Origin of the sequence: Haloferax sp. Atlit-4N (assembly GCF_003383025.1) — an archaeon.
Classification (GTDB): Archaea; Halobacteriota; Halobacteria; order Halobacteriales; family Haloferacaceae; genus Haloferax; species Haloferax gibbonsii.
Genome location: NZ_PSYY01000001.1, coordinates 930588 through 946576, shown reverse-complemented (window position 1 = coordinate 946576; position 15989 = coordinate 930588). Strand labels below are relative to the sequence as shown.

Annotated in this window: 14 protein-coding genes; 5 read left to right on the top strand and 9 right to left on the bottom strand. The window is 65.1% G+C overall.

All coding sequences use genetic code 11. The annotated features are described in order from the left end of the window. Nucleotides 1-22 precede the first annotated feature (22 nt). The 3 genes from C5C07_RS04925 to C5C07_RS04915 all read left to right on the top strand — a co-directional run bounded on the left by C5C07_RS04925 (nucleotide 23) and on the right by C5C07_RS04915 (nucleotide 2928). Nucleotides 23-1780: a cbb3-type cytochrome c oxidase subunit I gene (locus tag C5C07_RS04925; RefSeq protein WP_004972520.1), complete on the top strand. Its 1758-nt coding sequence runs from the start codon at nucleotides 23-25 to the stop codon at nucleotides 1778-1780. 435 nt (nucleotides 1781-2215) lie between these two features. Continuing rightward, nucleotides 2216-2470 carry a hypothetical protein gene (locus C5C07_RS04920; RefSeq protein ID WP_004972521.1) on the top strand — a complete coding sequence of 85 codons (255 nt, stop codon included), beginning with the start codon at nucleotides 2216-2218 and terminating at the stop codon, nucleotides 2468-2470. 53 nt (nucleotides 2471-2523) lie between these two features. After that, entirely contained in the window at nucleotides 2524-2928 is a 405-nt protein-coding gene (locus C5C07_RS04915) for a universal stress protein (RefSeq protein ID WP_004972522.1), read from the top strand. Here the strand turns inward: C5C07_RS04915 and C5C07_RS04910 are convergent. The 6 genes from C5C07_RS04910 to C5C07_RS04885 form a co-directional block, all read right to left on the bottom strand. Further along, complete coding sequence (locus C5C07_RS04910) at nucleotides 2925-3599, bottom strand: co-chaperone YbbN (protein WP_115804663.1); 675 nt, start codon at nucleotides 3597-3599, stop codon at nucleotides 2925-2927. The genes C5C07_RS04915 and C5C07_RS04910 overlap by 4 nt on opposite strands. Before the next feature lie 2 nt (nucleotides 3600-3601). Next, nucleotides 3602-4345 (bottom strand): ABC transporter ATP-binding protein, encoded by a 744-nt coding sequence (locus tag C5C07_RS04905; RefSeq protein WP_115804662.1) that lies wholly within the window; start codon nucleotides 4343-4345, stop codon nucleotides 3602-3604. Next, entirely contained in the window at nucleotides 4342-5100 is a 759-nt protein-coding gene (locus C5C07_RS04900) for an ABC transporter ATP-binding protein (protein WP_004972525.1), read from the bottom strand. The genes C5C07_RS04905 and C5C07_RS04900 overlap by 4 nt, the downstream gene beginning before the upstream one ends. After that, the gene (locus tag C5C07_RS04895) at nucleotides 5097-6278 is read right to left on the bottom strand and encodes a branched-chain amino acid ABC transporter permease (protein ID WP_004972526.1); all 1182 of its coding nucleotides are present in this window, start codon (nucleotides 6276-6278) and stop codon (nucleotides 5097-5099) included. Before C5C07_RS04895 ends, C5C07_RS04900 begins: the two co-directional genes overlap by 4 nt. Continuing rightward, nucleotides 6275-7243: a branched-chain amino acid ABC transporter permease gene (locus tag C5C07_RS04890; protein WP_050458806.1), complete on the bottom strand. Its 969-nt coding sequence runs from the start codon at nucleotides 7241-7243 to the stop codon at nucleotides 6275-6277. The genes C5C07_RS04895 and C5C07_RS04890 overlap by 4 nt, the downstream gene beginning before the upstream one ends. A 124-nt stretch (nucleotides 7244-7367) precedes the next feature. After that, complete coding sequence (locus tag C5C07_RS04885; protein WP_197092924.1) at nucleotides 7368-8675, bottom strand: substrate-binding protein; 1308 nt, start codon at nucleotides 8673-8675, stop codon at nucleotides 7368-7370. A 559-nt stretch (nucleotides 8676-9234) separates the two neighbouring features. On the opposite strand from C5C07_RS04885, the gene C5C07_RS04880 reads away from it, so the two are divergent. After that, complete coding sequence (locus C5C07_RS04880; protein WP_115804661.1) at nucleotides 9235-9837, top strand: Tat pathway signal protein; 603 nt, start codon at nucleotides 9235-9237, stop codon at nucleotides 9835-9837. A gap of 84 nt (nucleotides 9838-9921) precedes the next feature. Here the strand turns inward: C5C07_RS04880 and C5C07_RS04875 are convergent, their stop codons facing one another. After that, nucleotides 9922-11544 carry a long-chain-fatty-acid--CoA ligase gene (locus C5C07_RS04875; RefSeq protein ID WP_115804660.1) on the bottom strand — a complete coding sequence of 541 codons (1623 nt, stop codon included), beginning with the start codon at nucleotides 11542-11544 and terminating at the stop codon, nucleotides 9922-9924. Between the two features lie 176 nt (nucleotides 11545-11720). On the opposite strand from C5C07_RS04875, the gene C5C07_RS04870 reads away from it, so the two are divergent. After that, a complete protein-coding gene (locus C5C07_RS04870; protein ID WP_004972531.1) occupies nucleotides 11721-11966 on the top strand; it encodes a hypothetical protein in 246 nt (81 codons plus the stop codon). A 29-nt stretch (nucleotides 11967-11995) separates the two neighbouring features. Here the strand turns inward: C5C07_RS04870 and acs are convergent, their stop codons facing one another. After that, nucleotides 11996-13984 (bottom strand): acetate--CoA ligase, encoded by a 1989-nt coding sequence (gene acs, locus C5C07_RS04865; RefSeq protein ID WP_004972532.1) that lies wholly within the window; start codon nucleotides 13982-13984, stop codon nucleotides 11996-11998. A 185-nt stretch (nucleotides 13985-14169) separates the two neighbouring features. Continuing rightward, nucleotides 14170-15870, bottom strand: coding sequence for a methylmalonyl-CoA mutase (locus tag C5C07_RS04860; RefSeq protein ID WP_004972533.1), 1701 nt, complete (start codon nucleotides 15868-15870; stop codon nucleotides 14170-14172). Between the last annotated feature and the right edge of the window lie 119 nt (nucleotides 15871-15989).

The following is a 15989-nucleotide window of genomic DNA, read 5'->3' as shown; positions in this document are numbered from 1 at the left end:
ACAGTTAGCACTGACGGTGCTCATGGGGGTCTTCCTCATCGCCGTCGCCGCGTGGCTCGCGCGGGTCGAAGACTGGCGGTCGTACACCCCGCTCGCGGGCGGAGGCACGGTCGGTGGTACCGCAGAGCAGTACGTCTCGGAGGAGAAACCATCCGGGGTCATCCGTTGGTTGACGACGGTCGACCACAAGGACATCGGGATGCTCTACGGCGCGTACGCGCTCGTCGCGTTCGCCGTGGGCGGACTCATGGTCGTCCTGATGCGGATTGAACTGGCGGACCCGTCGATGACGCTTATCTCGAACACGTTCTACAACTCGTTGCTCACAAGCCACGGGATTACGATGCTGTTCCTGTTCGGGACGCCCATCATCGCCGCGTTCTCGAACTACTTTATCCCGCTTCTCATCGGCGCGGACGACATGGCGTTCCCGCGTATCAACGCCATCGCCTTTTGGCTCCTGCCGCCGGCGGCGCTTCTCATCTGGGCCGGGTTCTTCCCCATCCCGGACGTCATCCCGGCGCAGACGGCCTGGACGATGTACACGCCGCTCTCCGCCGGTGTCGGCTCCGGCAACCAGATGAACGCCGGCGTCGACCTGATGCTCCTCGGCCTGCACCTCTCCGGTGTCTCGGCCACGATGGGTGCGATCAACTTCATCGCGACCATCTTCACGGAGCGCAACGAGAAGGTCTCGTGGGCGAATCTCGACATCTTCTCGTGGACGATTCTGACCCAGTCGGGGCTCATCCTCTTCGCGTTCCCGCTTCTCGGCAGCGCCATCGTGATGCTGCTTCTCGACCGGAACTTCGGTACGATGTTCTTCTCGGTCGACGGCGGCGCGATTCTCTGGCAACACCTGTTTTGGTTCTTCGGCCACCCCGAAGTGTACATTCTCGTGTTGCCCCCGATGGGCATCGTGAGCCTCGTGCTCCCGCGCTTTGCGGGCCGTCGGCTCTTCGGGTTCAAGTTCGTCGTCTACTCCACGCTCGCCATCGGCGTCCTCTCGTTCGGCGTCTGGGCGCACCACATGTTCGCGACGGGTATCGACCCCCGTCTCCGCGCCTCGTTCATGGCCGTCTCGCTGGCCATCGCGATACCGAGCGCGGTCAAGACGTTCAACTGGATTACGACGATGTGGAACGGGAAGATTCGCCTCACGACGCCGATGCTGTTCTGTATCGGCTTCGTCTCGAACTTCATCATCGGCGGCGTGACGGGCGTCTTCCTCGCGTCGATTCCGGTGGACCTCGTGCTCCACGACACCTACTACGTCGTCGGACACTTCCACTACATCGTCATGGGTGCCATCGCCTTCGCCGGCTTCGCCGGGCTCTACTACTGGTTCCCCATCTACACCGGCCGGATGTACCAGGTCACGCTCGGTAAGTGGCACTTCTGGCTCTCGATGGTCGGGACGAACCTGACGTTCTTCGCGATGATTCTGCTCGGCTACGGCGGGATGCCGCGTCGCTACGCGACCTACCTGCCGCAGTTCGCGACGCTCCATCAGGTCGCCACGGTCGGCGCGCTCATCCTGCTCGTCGGCCAGATAATCTTCGTCTGGAACTTCGTCCAGTCGTGGCTCGAAGGCCGCGAAGTCCAAGACGGCGACCCGTGGGACCTCGCCGACGACGACCTCGTCACGGCCGAGTGGACCTGGTTCGAGCGCAAACTGGAGACGGCCGTCACCGACGGCGGCGAAGAAGAGACCGAACTCGCCACCGACGGCGGACAAACGGTCGACGACGCGGACGCGGAATCCGCGGACGACGCGTAGTCGACGCCGCTCGCCGGCGTTTCGGTTTCATTTTTCGGACGCTGTCTTTCGAGAGCGAACGCGCCCGACGGCGCTGACTGTCCGTGCGTCCACGCGCCCGCACTTGTGTTATCGTAGCTGTCGGTCGCTCGCGTGCGCTGAAACATCACGACATCGCCAGCGCCGCCGCTCGCGAGCGACGACGGTCACGGTGGAGAAAAGCGACTGCTCTCGATGCGGCGGCGCGGAAAACCGGGCGGTGCTCAGACGACGAGGAGGACGCCCGTCGCGAACATCAGTATCGCGATGGCCCCGAGCACGAGTCCGAGGATATCGGTATCCGACATAGCTCACCCTTAGGGCGTGCGGCAAAAGGTGCATCGGTACGCGGACGGGAACTGCCTCCTCCCGAGGCGAACGGAAACCCCTAACAGCGTCCGCCCCCGAGCGTGGACCGTGAGTTCGAACGTCGGCGGTCACCGCTTCGTCCTCGGACTGTACGCCGCCCTCGTCGCCGTCGCCGGGGCCGCGGGCTACCTCACGGGCACGTTCGTCTCGGGGCTCAGCGCCCCCCGGTTCCTCTTTCTGGTGCCGTTCCCGCCGACGCCCCTCGGCTTTGCGGCCTACGGCGCGCTGACCATCGCGCTCGTCCTCGGCGCCCCGCTCGCGCTCGTGGTCTACGTCTCGGCGGGACTCGACGACGCGGCCTAATTCGCACGAACGTTCAGCACAAATACTAAGACCGGCGACCGGGACGTGGTAGTATGTATCACGTGGTAATCGGTGTCGATGACGACGCGGAGCACGCGCTCGCGTGCGTCGAAGAGGTCGCGAATCTCCCCGGCGAACCCGACGAGAAGGAGGTGACGCTCGTCCACAGTTTCACCGACAACCCGAGCGGGGCGTCGGCGACGCAGATTCACTCGGTCCGGGAGGCCGGCGAGTTCCTCGAAGACCGCGGTATCGAGTACGACGTCAACGAGTCGTCGGGCGACCCCGCGGAGGTCATCATCGAGTTCGCCGACGAGGAGGACGCGGATCTCATCGTCACCGCCGGACGGAAGCGCTCGCCGGCGGGGAAGGCGCTGTTCGGGAGCGTCACGCAGACGGTGATTCTGAACTCCGAGCGGCCCGTCATGGTGACGGGCACGACGAAGCGAAAAGACTAGTAGACCCGGTCGAAGAGTCCCGCGACTTCGTCGGGGGTCTGACGGCCGGACGCTCGTTCTCGCAGGTCGCCGTCGCGAACGCACAGCACCGTCGGCGCCGCGTCGACCTCGAAAGACCGACAGAACTCGTCGGCCGTCTCGCCGTCGACGCCCGCGGCCGCGACGCCGTCCGGGACTCGGTCGAGGACAGCGCCGAGGTCCTCCTTCATCGCGTCACAGGGCTCGCAGAAGCGTCGCCAGACGAAAACGACGGCGTCCGAGTGGTCTGCGAGGTAGGATTCGAAGGTGTCGTCGTCGAGTTCGTCGAGCGGGGCCGGCACCGGCGACGACGAGGTCATCTCGACGAGCAGGCCCGCCATGACCAACAGCGAGTCCTGTTCGACCGGCGCGTCGAGGAACGACTTCGCCGCGAGGTAGGCGACCACGTCGGCTCTGGTGACGCCGAACTCGTCGAGTCGCTCCTCGACGTTCTCGGGCGCGACGCCGAAGAGGTCCGAGACCGTCTGGTGGAACTCCTCGGTCGAAACCGCGCCGTAGATGTCGTGGTAGACGGCGAGCGTCTTCTCGAACTCCGCCGTCGTCGAGAGCGTCCCGTCGGGCGCTTCGTCGACCGCGCCGGCGGCGATGAGCGTTTCGAGCGCCGTCTCGGGGTCGGCGTGGGTCGCGGCCACGGTCAGACCCCCAGGTACCGCTCGCGGGTCTCGTCGTCCTCGCGGAGTTCGTCGGCGCTCCCGTCGAAGACGATGCTCCCCTGGTCGATGACGTACGCGCGGTCGGCGAGTTTGATGGCCGCCGCGGCGTTCTGTTCGACGAGGAGGATGGTCGTCCCCGCGTCGCTGATGCGCTCGACCGCGTCCTCCACGTCCTCGATAATCTTGGGCGCGAGCCCCTCGTACGGCTCGTCGAGGAGAAGCAGGTCCGTGTTCTGCTTCAGAGCGCGCGCGATGGCGAGCATCTGCTGTTCGCCGCCCGAGAGCGTCCCCGCCCGCTGGTCCTTCCGCTCGTCCAGTCGAGGGAACTGGTCGTAGACCTCCTCGGTCGACATCCCCTTGTGACCGAACGACAGCGACCGACCCCACGTGTTGGACTTGTTGTTGACCACCTCGGCGAGGTGGAGGTTCTCCGCGACCGAGAGGTTCGGGAAGATGCGTCGCTCCTCGGGCACGAGGGAGATTCCCTGCACCGACACGTCTTCCGCGGCGACGCCCGTGATGTCGCCGCCCTTGAACCGAATTTGCCCCTTCCGAACGTCGGGCGGCGTCGCGCCGGCGATACACCGGAGCGTGGTGGTCTTGCCCGCGCCGTTGCGGCCGAGGAGCGCGCATATCTCGCCCTCCTCGACGCTCATCGAGAGGTCGCGGATGATGTGGCTCTCGCCGTAGTAGGCGTCGATACCGTCGATTTCGAGGAGGCTCATAGCTCGACACCTCCGAGGTACGCCTCTTGGACGGCTTCGTTGCCCCGAATCTCGTCGGGGGTCCCCTCGGCGATGATGCCGCCGCGGCTGAGGACGACGATGCGATCTGAGATGCTGAAGACGATTTCCATGTCGTGTTCGACGAGGACGAACGTGAGCCCGTGGTCGCGTTTGACCCGCTCGATGAGGTCGACCGTCGACTTCGTCTCCTCGGGAGACATGCCGGCGGTCGGTTCGTCCATGAGGAGCAGGTCGGGCTCGCTCGCGAGTGCGATACCGATTTCGAGGCGACGCTTGTCGCCGTAGGGAAGGTCGGTCGCGATAGTGTCCGCGCGGTCCAACAGCCCGACCGAGTCGAGCGTGTCGCGGGCGACGCCGTGTACGTCCGTGAGGCTGTCGCGGTGTCTCAGGAACTCGAAGCCGAACGCACCGCGCTCGGCCGCCAGCGCCGCGATTTCGGCGTTCTCCCTGACGGTGAGGTCGGGGAAGATAGAGGCGGTCTGGAACGACTTCGAGACGCCGCGTTGGACCACCTGATGCGGTTCGAGGCCGACGATTGACTCGCCTTTGAACCGGATATCGCCGCTCGTCGGGTCGAGCCGTCGCGTGATGAGGTTGATGAGCGTCGACTTCCCCGCGCCGTTCGGGCCGATGATAGAGACGCGCTCGTCCTCCTCGACGGTGAGGTTCACGTCGTCGGTCGCGACGAGGCCGCCGAACTCCTTGACGAGGTTCTCCGTTTCGAGGAGCGTCATTGGCCGCCACCTCCGTTCTCGGAGCGCGCGCGAAGTCGCTTCGCCGCCTTCGAACCGAGGTCGACCGCGAGTTCGCGGAGCCGGTTCAGGATGCCCCACAGGCCGTCCGGAACGACCCAGACGACCGCGACGAAGACGACGCCCAAGAGCAGGTGCCAGTAGAACCCGAAGTCCCGGACGAGCACGATGCCCGTGAAGGGAATCGTCAGCGCCTGGATGGTGCTGACGATGTTCTCGATGTAGAGGTACAGTCCGACACCGAGAACCGGTCCGAACATCGAGCCCGCGCCGCCGAGGACGGTCATGACGACGATGTCGCCGGACTCCGTCCAGAACAGCGACTGGAGCGGAACGTACGCACCGTGGATGGTAAAGAGGCTCCCGGCGACGCCCGCGAACCCGCCCGAGATGATGAACGCCATGAGCTTGTACCGCCAGACGTTGAGTCCGACGAACTCCGCGCGCTGTTCGTTCTCGCGGATGGCGCGGAACACCATCCCGTAGGGGGAGTTGAGGATGCGGTAGGCGACCGCGACCGCGCCGACGAAGAAGACGCCGACGAAGGCGTAGAGCCACGTTCCGAGGAGCATCCCGCCGATGGACGGCACGTCCGCTTCGAGGTGGATGACGCCGAGGAAACTGCCGACCTCGACGCCGGTCAGGCCGTTTTCGCCGTTGGTCAGGAACGCCAGCGGCGACGCGGCCATGTAGTAGAACATCTGGGCGAACGCCAGCGTGAGGATGGAGAAGTAGATGCCGCCGCGGCGGAGCGACAGGAAGCCGAGCACCCACGCGAGGAGCACGGCGAAAAGCGTCCCCGAGACGACCATCACGATGGGGTCGCCGCTGACGTTCTTGGCGACGATGCCCGCGGCGTACGCCGCGCCGCCCCAGAAGGCCGCGTGGCCGAACGAGAGCAGTCCGGTGTAGCCGAGCAGCAGGTCGAAGCCGATGGCGAAGATGCCCCAGATGAGGATGAGCGTCGCGAGGCTCTGGTAGCCCTGCAGGAACCCCGAGACGACGGGTGCGCGGGCGAAGAGGTACGGGAACACCGCGACGAGAATGGCCGTGATACCGACGACTGTCCCCTCGCGGCCGCGGAGTTTCTCCCAGCGACCGAAGAGGGTGCCGCCGACGAGCGCGTCCTTCGCGCTCGGGTTGGCGTCCTTCTCGCTCATGGCGTCACCTCTTCGTCGCCGAGGAGGCCCTGCGGCCGCGTCAGGAGGACGATGGCCGCGATGGCGTACAGGCCGACCTGCGACCACGCGGGCGCGAAGGAGACGAGGGCGGCGGTCGTGAGGCCGAAGACGATACCGCCGAGGACCGCGCCGGCGATGCTTCCGACCCCGCCGATGACGACCGTCAGGAACGCCGGAACGAGGATGTTCGTCCCGATGGTCGGGTTGACGACGTTCAGCGGGCCGCCGACGACGCCCGCAACCCCGGCGAGCGCCGCGCCGATGCCGAAGACCACGATGTACGGACGGGTGATTTTGATGCCGAGGAGTCGGACCATCTCGGCGTCGCGGGTCCCGGCGCGAACGACGAGACCGAAGTCGGTGTACTCGACGAGCAGGTACACGAGCGCCACGAGGACGGCCGTGATGCCGATGACCCAGAGCCGCCACTGCGGGAAGTTACCCACGATGGGCAGCGCTATCGGGCCGGAGACGGGAAGACCGGCGAACGAGCCGAACGAGAGGATTCGCTCGGGCTGTTCGAACGGCAGGCTGTTGCTGCCGAACAGGACGCGGAACAGCTCCTGAACGACGATTGCGAGCCCGAACGTGACGAGAATCTGGTCGGTGTCGGGCCGGTCGTAGAACGCCCGCGCGAGGTACCGCTCCATCAGCAGGCCGACGCCGAAGACGAAAAGCGGGACGAAAAGCAGGGCGGCGAAGAAGCCGATGTCGAGCCCGAAGCTCGAAAAGCCCCACTCGGCCAGTTTCCCGTTCGAAAGCGGGACGTTCAGCGCGACGAACAGCCCCGCGTACGTGCCGACGAGATACAGCGCGCCGTGCGCGAAGTTGACGAACTTGAGCGTGCCGAGGATGATGGAGAGACCGACCGCTAAGAGGACGTAGATAGCCCCCTGCTGCAGCCCGTTGAGCAGGATGACGAGTACGTCCGACAGAAGGCTCATCGCCCCTCACCTCCGCCTCGGATGTTCGAAGCGCGAACTACCATGGGTATGCTAAACTTACTCATTTACGTGTGCGTGGTTGTCTGCGATTAACTTTCATTAAGATAACGGTGGAGGTGAGTGTCTACTCGTAGGACCCGAGTTCACACTCGGCCGCCGGCCCGGCGTCGCACGCGTAGCCGAGGTCGTCGCGGCTGGTGATGTTGACGATGTTGAAGTACGTCCCCTCGCTCTGCTCGGAGGCGGGAAGCCCCTGGACGACCGGCACGTCTCGCTGCGCCTGGTGGTCGCAGCCGCGCATCGTCTCCGAGCCCATCCCGATGTTGTCGTACTCGTAGTCTTCGAGTTGCTTGATGACCTCCGGCGGGTAGAACGTGCCCGCGCGCTCGACGGCGGCCGCGTACTGGAGCGTCTGTGCGTACGCCAGTTGAGCGGGGCCCGACGGCGTCCGGTCGTACTCGTCTCGGAACGCCTGCGTGAACTCCTGCGACGGCGTGTTGTCTATCTGCGAGTCCCACGCGACGGTGCCGTAGATGCCCTCTATCGCACCGCCCGCCGCCTCCGCCATCGGGCGGTTGTACAGCGGAACGATGATCTCCATGTCCTCGTCGATACCGGCGTCGATGGCCTGCTGCATGGAGTTCGCGCCGTCGAGGCCGTAGTGGTTCAAGATGAGCACGTCCGCACCGGAGCTCTGTGCCTCCGAGAGGTACGTCGAGTAGTCGGACGTCCCGAGCGGGGTCGCGACCGACTCGATCTGCTCCCACCCTGCGACGTCCGTCATGAACTGCTCCATCGACGCCTGCTGGGTCTGCCCCCAACTGTAGTCGGCGTAGAGCTGGTAGAACTGCAGGTCCTCGCCGTAGGCGTCGCGGACGACCGGGGCGAGCGCCTGCCCCGTCATGTAGGCGTTGAACATCTCGCGGAAGGAGTAGCGGACGCAGTCTTTTCCGGTGGTGTCGTTCGAGTGCGTCAGACAGCACATGAACATGACTTTCTCGTTTTGACACAGCCCCTGCACCGCGATGGCGACCGCCGAGGACGACCCGCCCGAAATCATGATGGCGTCGTCGCGCTGAATCATCCCCGAGGCGGACTGCCGCGCCTGGTCCGCGTCCGTGGCCGTGTCCCCGTCCACGTGGTCGATGGTGTAGCCGAGGACGCCGTCGCCGGAGAGGTCGTCGAACTGCGAGTCGACCCAGCCGCCGCCCTCGTTGAGGTGCTTCACCGCGAGCTGATAGGCCCGAAGCTCGTCTTCACCCTCCGAGGCGTACGGTCCCGACTGCGGGACGTTGAAGCCGAACGTGGCCGTGTCGCCCTCGATGGGGAAGTTGCCCAGCGCCGGATACTCGTCGTCTCCGCCGCCACCCCCTCCACCGCCGCTTCCATCGCTTCCGTCACCGCCGCCGGTGCACCCCGCCAGCCCTGCCAAGCCAGCGGTCCCAACAGCACCAGTCGCCTTCAGCACGTCTCGTCGATTTAGAGACTTGTTATCCCGTGCCATAGACACATCGGCGGATACATCGTTAATAATAGTTATGTATGGATTCCCTATTACTTGTATTAACAATGATGATAGAACCGGGTCGTCTACGGGATAGTATAAGGGAGCCACCGGCCGGAGGCACCGGGGGAGCGGGCGCTTCGTTACGTCCCACGCGTTGCAGACGTAAAATACGCGCCGGTGGTGGACTTGCTCGCCACGTTCGTCCCCCTTAGGCCGGTCGTCGAGGGCGGCGAACAGAGCCGACGAACTCGCTTCAGTGAGGGCGCTGCGCCCGCGAGTCCGCAGCGTCGCCGACCGCGTGGGCGGGTCGACTATCGGTTCACAACTATCAGAATACTAGATATATATACGCGGATTCCACCGTTTCAACGTGATTCTCCCGGTTCGACAGCGACCGTTAAGCTCCCGCCCTTCGTGAATGTCCGATTTATAACTAACCCGGCAAAGCGCAAATAATGCATCAGCCACCCTCCGTGGCACTACTATGACAGACGACACGAACGACGGATTCAAACCGACAAGACGCTCCGTGCTCCGACTCGGCGCGATGTCGGCGCTCGGCATCGGTATCGGCATCCCCGCGGTTTCCGGCTCCGTGGCAGCGACCATGTGTCCCAAGACGCCCGGCTACTGGGCGAACCACGCGGAGTACAGCGACCCCGAAGACAACTGGGCGGTTCTCGGCGAGGGACCCAACTCGGAATACACCCTCCGCGACGTCACCAAGACCCACGACGAGTGGCGCGAGTTCCTCGTCGCGCCCACGAAGGGCGATAAGGCGAATATCATGGCGAAACACTACCTCGCCATCATCCTCAACCTCCGGAACAGACCGGGTAACGACCCGGGATGCACGAGTGGCGGCGCGACTATCCAGTACGGCTACTACGCGGGCTACACCATCGAGGAAGTCAAGAACATGGCCGGCACGTGGCTCAGTAACTCTAGCTGGGGAAGCAACGGCAACGGAAAACAGACGAGCTGGTACGCCGGCGGCGTCGACGGCGAGAAGCTCAAAGACACCCTCGACGCGTTCAACAACAACCCGGGTTCCCTCGGCCTCGACTGCCCCTGCAACGACCGCTGAACCGCGCACGCCCTCCAAACGAGACCCCTCGGCCGCGGTTAAGACCCTGCTACCCGCAGAAACGCGGGCTTAACGCGGTCGTTCCTATCCTTCCCCGACCATCCGCCCCTCGTCTTCCCACTCCCGCTCGCGCAGTTCGTACTTCTGAATCTTCCCGGTCGCGGTCTTCGGGAGTTCGGCGACGAACTCGATTTCCTTCGGCACCTTGTACGTCGCGATGCGCTCCCGACAGAACTCGATGAGCGCCTCGGCGGTGACGCCCGGCGCGTCGGGGTCGCCGCTCGTCGGCACGACGAACGCCTTCGGCGACTCGCCCCACTCGTCGGACGGGACGGGGATGACCGCCACGTCGGCGACCTCGTCGTGGTCGAACAGCGTGTCCTCCAGTTCGATGCTGGAGATGTTCTCGCCGCCGGAGATGATGATGTCCTTCTTGCGGTCCTGGATGCTGATGAAGCCGTTCTCGTCGACGACCGCGAGGTCACCCATGTGGTAGTAGCCCTCCAGCCGCGCCGAGAAGGCCTCCTCCGTCTCCTCGGGTTTGTTCCAGTACTTCTCCATCACCTGGTTGCCCGCGACGACGATTTCGCCGATGGACTGGTCGTCTCTCGGCACGTCGTTTCCGTCCTCGTCGACGACGCGAACGTCGGTGCCGAGGTAGCCGATACCCTGTTTCTTCTTCACGCCGAAACGGTCGTCGCCGTCCCCCAGGTAGCGACCGGCCTCCGAGGTCGTGATGAGCGGGCCGGTCTCGGTGGCCCCGTAGACGTGCATGAGCCGCCAGCCGAACTCGTCTTCGACGGTCCGAATCGTCGCCTCCGGCGGGGCCGCGCCCGCGGTCGCCGCCCGGACGGGGCTCGCGCCGGTCGTCTCGACACCGCCTTCCTCGCGGTAGTGTTTCATCAGGATGTTCAGCACCGTCGGCGCGGCGCAGAGATACGACACGTCCTCGTCGCGGATGGCGTCCAACACGGTCTCGGCGTCGACCCCGCGGGTGCAGACGTGCTTCGCGCCGTGTCCGGTAATCGCGTAGATGTGCCCCCAGCCGTTGACGTGGAACATCGGGAGCGTCCAGAGGTAGACGTCGTCGTCGGCGATGTCCTGGTGCATCGAGACGAGGTAGGCGTGAATCGTCTCCGCGCGGTGGGTCCGACAGACGCCCTTCGGGTCGCCGGTCGTCCCCGAGGTGTAGTTGATGGTGACGATGTCGTCTTCGCCCATCTCCGGGCGCTCGTAGTCGGTCGACTCCGCGACCAACTCGTCGAAGTCGAGCCACTCGCCGTCGGTCGACTCGGCGGCCTTCTCGGGGTCGTTCGTGACGAAAATCTCCGTCGGAATCTCGTCGCGGACCTCGTCTATCTTCTCGGCGAAGGCGTAGTCGGCGTAGACGGCCGTCACGTCCGCATCGTTCAGCATGTACTCGAAGTCGGCCGGGACGAGCCGGTAGTTCAGCGGCATGTGGACGGCTCCGAGCTGCATCGACCCGTAGGCGGCTTCGAGGTGGTAGTGGGTGTTCGGGTCGAGCACCGCGACCCGGTCTCCCTTCTCGACGCCGCGGGACTGGAGCGCCGCCGAGAAGCCGTCGGCGCGCTCGCCGAGTTCGTCGTAGGTAAAGCGCTCGCCGGTCGTCGCCACGACCGCCTCCTCGTCCCCGTAGTACCGCCGCGCGCGGTCGAGGAACTCCGTCACCAGGAGTGGTTTCTTCATACGCGCTATCCTTCACTAACGTTCAAAATAAATGTGCGGGCTGGTACCGCGGCGCGGATAATTGAGAACTATTCGCACACCGAGCCACAATATCCCACGACTCGCGCCGCGAGAGACTATATTACTACACAAACTATGCAGGAAAATACCTTATTCGAGGAGTCCGTAGCGCGCGTATGGCGCTTTCAGACTACACCGGGCGCTCGCCGACGGGCCGAGACGAGACCATCGTTCGCGTCGTCCCCCATCGGCTGTGGCGGCCGGGCGACGAGCGAATCGAACCCTGCACCTACAGCGGCGAGGAGATTCGGCTCTCCGAGAAACACCTCCTCGCCGTGGTCGAACGAGACGGCGTCCGGGAACGACTGTACTTCCGCGACGAGCCGTCGCTGTCGGCGTGGGTCGAAGAAAAGCCGCGATAGGACGGGGCCGACGGTGGTGGAGCCGGTGGTTACTCGCTTTCGACCTGCCGCTGAATCGACTCGACGATTTCGGGGTTCCGGAGCGTCGTCGTGTCGCCGAGTTCCTCGCCGTTCGCGATTTCCTCGAGGAGGCGGCGCATAATCTTCCCGGACCGCGTCTTCGGCAGTTCCGGCGTGAACACGACCATCTCGGGGCGGGCGATGGGCCCGATGGCGTCCTCGACGCCCTCGATGATGCGCTTTCGCATCTCGTCGTCTTCGTCCTGTCCCTCTTCGGTGATGACGTAGGCGTAGACCGCCTCGCCTTTCACCTCGTGATTGCCGCCGACGACGGCGGCCTCGGCGACGCCCTCAACGCCGACGATAGCCGACTCGATTTCCATCGTCCCGAGGCGGTGGCCCGAGACGTTGATGACGTCGTCCACGCGCCCGAGGATGGTGATGTAGTCGTCGCCGTCGATTTTCGCGCCGTCCTCGGGGAAGTAGACCCAGTCGTCGGGGTCGTCGCTGTCGGTGTCGGAGTACTCCTGCCAGTACTCCTGGATGAAGCGCTCGTCGTTCTTGTAGAGCGTCCGGAGCATCCCCGGCCACGGCTTGTTCACCGTGAGATAGCCAGCCCGACCGGCGTCGACCCGCTTTCCTTTCGTGTCGACGATTCGGGCGTCGATGCCCGGCAGCGGCGGGCCGGCGGAGCCGGGTTTCATCTTCTTGATTCCCGGGAGGGTCGTTATCATCATGCCGCCGGTCTCGGTCTGCCACCACGTGTCTACCACCGGGCAGTCCTCGTTGCCGATGTGCTTGTAGTACCACTTCCACGCCCGCGGATTGATGGGCTCACCCACGGTGCCGAGCAGGCGCAGACTCGACAGGTCGTGCTGTTCGGGGAACCTGCTGCCCCACTTCATGAACGCGCGAATCGCCGTCGGCGCGGTGTAGAAGATGTCGACGGCGTACTTCTCGATGATGTCCCACAGGCGGTCGCGGTCGGGGAAGTCGGGCGTCCCCTCGTACATGACCGTCGTCGTCCCGAGCGCCAGCGGGCCGTAGACGATGTAGGAGTGGCCCGTAATCCAGCCGATGTCGGCCGAACACCAGTACGTGTCTTCCTTCTCGATGTCGAGGACCGCGTGAGAGGTCCACGCGGCGTACGCGAGGTAGCCGCCGGTGGTGTGCTTGACGCCCTTCGGCTGTCCCGTCGTGCCCGAGGTGTACATCAGGAACAGCATGTCTTCGGCGTCGCGCTCGACGGGGTCGATTCGCTCGCCGGCGTGCTCGTCGAGGAGGTCGTCCCAGTCGTGCTGATTGCCCTTCAGGTCGTGGCCGAAGCCGTCGTCGCCGAGGCGGTCGACGACGACCGTCGCGTCGACACCGTGGTCGACGCCGTCGAGGCCCTCGTTGGCCTTGTCGAGGTGGTCGAGCGGGTCGCCGCGGCGGTAGTAGCCGTCGCAGGTGACGAGGAACCGGGAGTCCGCGGAGTTCATCCGCGTCGCCAGCGCGTCGGCGGAGAAGCCGCCGAAGACGACCGAGTGCGGCGCGCCGATGCGGGCGCACGCGAGCATGGCGATGGGCAGTTCGGGAATCATCGGCATGTAGAGCGTGACCACGTCGTCCTCCTCGACGCCGAGGTCGCGCAGCGCCGCCGCGAACTCGTTCACCTCGCGATAGAGGTCCTGATAGGTGTAGGTTCGCGTCTCGCCGTGTTCACCCTCCCACTTGATGGCGACGCGGTTCTTGTCCCCGTTCTCGACGTGCCGGTCGACGCAGTTGTACGAGACGTTGAGCTTGCCGCCCGTGAACCACTTGTAGAACGGCGGGTTCGAGTCGTCCAGCACCTCGTCGTACTCTTCGTCCCAGTCGAGCATCTCGGCGGCCCCCTCCCAACACTCGGGCCAGTTCTCCTCGAACTCGTCGTAGACGGCCGGGTCGGAGACGTTCGCTTGCGCGACGAACTCCTCGGAGGGTTCGAACTCCTCTTGCTCGACCAGCCGTGCCTCCAGTTCGGTGTCACCGTCTGCCATAGTACGTGCTAACTACACCAATCCTCCATGATAAATCTATGTAGTCCAGCAGTCCGAGCGGGGACTCTCGCCGCGGGCGGTCACCGGTCCGTCGGTCGGTTACGCGAGCCGGCGGCGCGCGTTCCAGTCAGCTAACGTTCATGTCATCCCCAACATTTCGGGCGGGTTCGCCGCGCCGGCGACTCTCACATCACGCCGATGGTCTCGCGGTAGGTGCCGTACTCCTCGGCGAACACGTCCATGATTTCGCCCATCGTGACGTACTCCTTGGCGGCGTCGACGAGCACCGGCATGACGTTCCCGCCGTTTCGGACCGTCTCGCGGAGTTCGTCGAGGGCGGCTTCGACCGCCTCGTCGTCGCGGTCTTCCTTGACGGATTCGAGGCGCGAGAGCTGTCGGTCCTGCACCTCGTCTTCGACGTGCAGCAGGTCGGGACGGCTGTCGTCGTCGCTGGCGTACTTGTTGACGCCGACGACGACCTCCTCGCCGTCTTCGACCCGCGACTGGTACTCGTAGGACGCCTCGCTTATCTCGCGGTGGTAGTAGCCCTCGTCGATACCGGCGAGGACGCCGTCGCGGACCGAGCCGTCGCCCATCTCCCGAATCTCCTCGATGTAGGCCATCGCCTCGGCCTCGATCTCGTCGGTCAGCGTCTCCACGAAGAAGCTCCCGCCGAGGGGGTCGATGACGTCGGCCGCGCCCGACTCCTCGGCGATTATCTGCTGGGTCCGCAGGGCGACGGTGACGGCCTCCTCCGAGGGGAGCGCCAACGCCTCGTCGAAGCTGTTCGTGTGGAGCGACTGCGTGCCGCCGAGGACGCCCGCGAGCGCCTGAATCGTGACGCGGACGATGTTGTTGAGCGGCTGTTGGGCCGTCAGCGACTGCCCCGCCGTCTGGGTGTGGAACTTCAACTGCTTCGAGCGCTCGTCTCCGGCGTCGTACCACTCCGACATCACGTCGTGGTAGATGCGGCGGGCGGCGCGGAACTTCGCCACCTCCTCGAAGATGGAGTTGTGGGAGTTGAAGAAAAACGACAGCTGGGGGGCGAACTCGTCCACGTCGAGGCCGCGGTCCACCGCGTCTTCGACGTAGGCGAAGCCGTCGGCGAGCGTGAACGCGAGTTCTTGAATCGCCGTCGACCCGGCCTCGCGGATGTGGTAGCCCGACACCGAGATGGGTCGGATGCGCGGGGTCTCCTCGGCGGCGAACTCGACGGTGTCGGTGACGAGTTTGAGCGACGGTTCCGGTGGGATGACCCACTCCTTCTGCGCGATGAACTCCTTGAGCATGTCGTTCTGGAAGGTGCCGCCTATCTGCTCGCGGGGGACGCCGCGGTTGTCCGCGAGCGCGACGTACATGGCGAAGACGACCGGCGCGGAGGGGTTGATGGTAAAGGAGGTCGTCACCTCGCCGATGTCGATGCCGTCGAACAGCACCTCCATGTCGCGGAGGGTGTCGACGGCGACGCCCTCCTTTCCGACCTCGCCGTCGGAAAGCGGGTCGTCGGAGTCCTTGCCCATGAGCGAGGGCATGTCGAACGCCGTCGAGAGCCCGGTCTGACCGTTCTCGATGAGGTAGTGGAAGCGCTCGTTGGTCTCTTTCGCCGTGCCGAAGCCGGCGAACTGCCGCATGGTCCACGTCCGCCCGCGGAACATCGTCGGGTACACCCCGCGCGTGTACGGGGACTCGCCGGGGAAGCCGAGGTCCGATTCGTAGTCGAGGTCGGCCACGTCGTCGGGGGTGTAGAGGTCCTCGACCTCGTGGTTCGAGACGGTGGCGAACCGGTCTTTGCGCTCGCCGCCCTTCTCCACGAAGGGGTCGCGGGTCTCCGATTCCCACTCGTCGCGCGCCTCGCGGATGGACGCCAAATCTTCCTCGTCGTACATGCTCGTGAATCCGTATGGACGATGATTAAGGATTCGGGTCGAAGTCGACCCGCCGGACGGCACGGGTCCGCCCCCGGGGCTTCGACGGACAGACCATCGCGCATATCACCCCCCGAAGA

Coding starts and splice junctions, on each gene's coding strand:
- C5C07_RS04925 (WP_004972520.1), top strand. CDS start 23: ATGGGGGTCTTCCTCATCGCCGTCGCCGCGTGGCTCGCGCGGGTCGAA.
- C5C07_RS04915 (WP_004972522.1), top strand. CDS start 2,524: ATGTATCACGTGGTAATCGGTGTCGATGACGACGCGGAGCACGCGCTC.
- C5C07_RS04905 (WP_115804662.1), bottom strand. CDS start 4,345: ATGAGCCTCCTCGAAATCGACGGTATCGACGCCTACTACGGCGAGAGC.
- C5C07_RS04900 (WP_004972525.1), bottom strand. CDS start 5,100: ATGACGCTCCTCGAAACGGAGAACCTCGTCAAGGAGTTCGGCGGCCTC.
- C5C07_RS04895 (WP_004972526.1), bottom strand. CDS start 6,278: ATGAGCGAGAAGGACGCCAACCCGAGCGCGAAGGACGCGCTCGTCGGC.
- C5C07_RS04890 (WP_050458806.1), bottom strand. CDS start 7,243: ATGAGCCTTCTGTCGGACGTACTCGTCATCCTGCTCAACGGGCTGCAG.
- C5C07_RS04880 (WP_115804661.1), top strand. CDS start 9,235: ATGACAGACGACACGAACGACGGATTCAAACCGACAAGACGCTCCGTG.
- C5C07_RS04875 (WP_115804660.1), bottom strand. CDS start 11,544: ATGAAGAAACCACTCCTGGTGACGGAGTTCCTCGACCGCGCGCGGCGG.
- C5C07_RS04870 (WP_004972531.1), top strand. CDS start 11,721: ATGGCGCTTTCAGACTACACCGGGCGCTCGCCGACGGGCCGAGACGAG.
- acs (WP_004972532.1), bottom strand. CDS start 13,984: ATGGCAGACGGTGACACCGAACTGGAGGCACGGCTGGTCGAGCAAGAG.
- C5C07_RS04860 (WP_004972533.1), bottom strand. CDS start 15,870: ATGTACGACGAGGAAGATTTGGCGTCCATCCGCGAGGCGCGCGACGAG.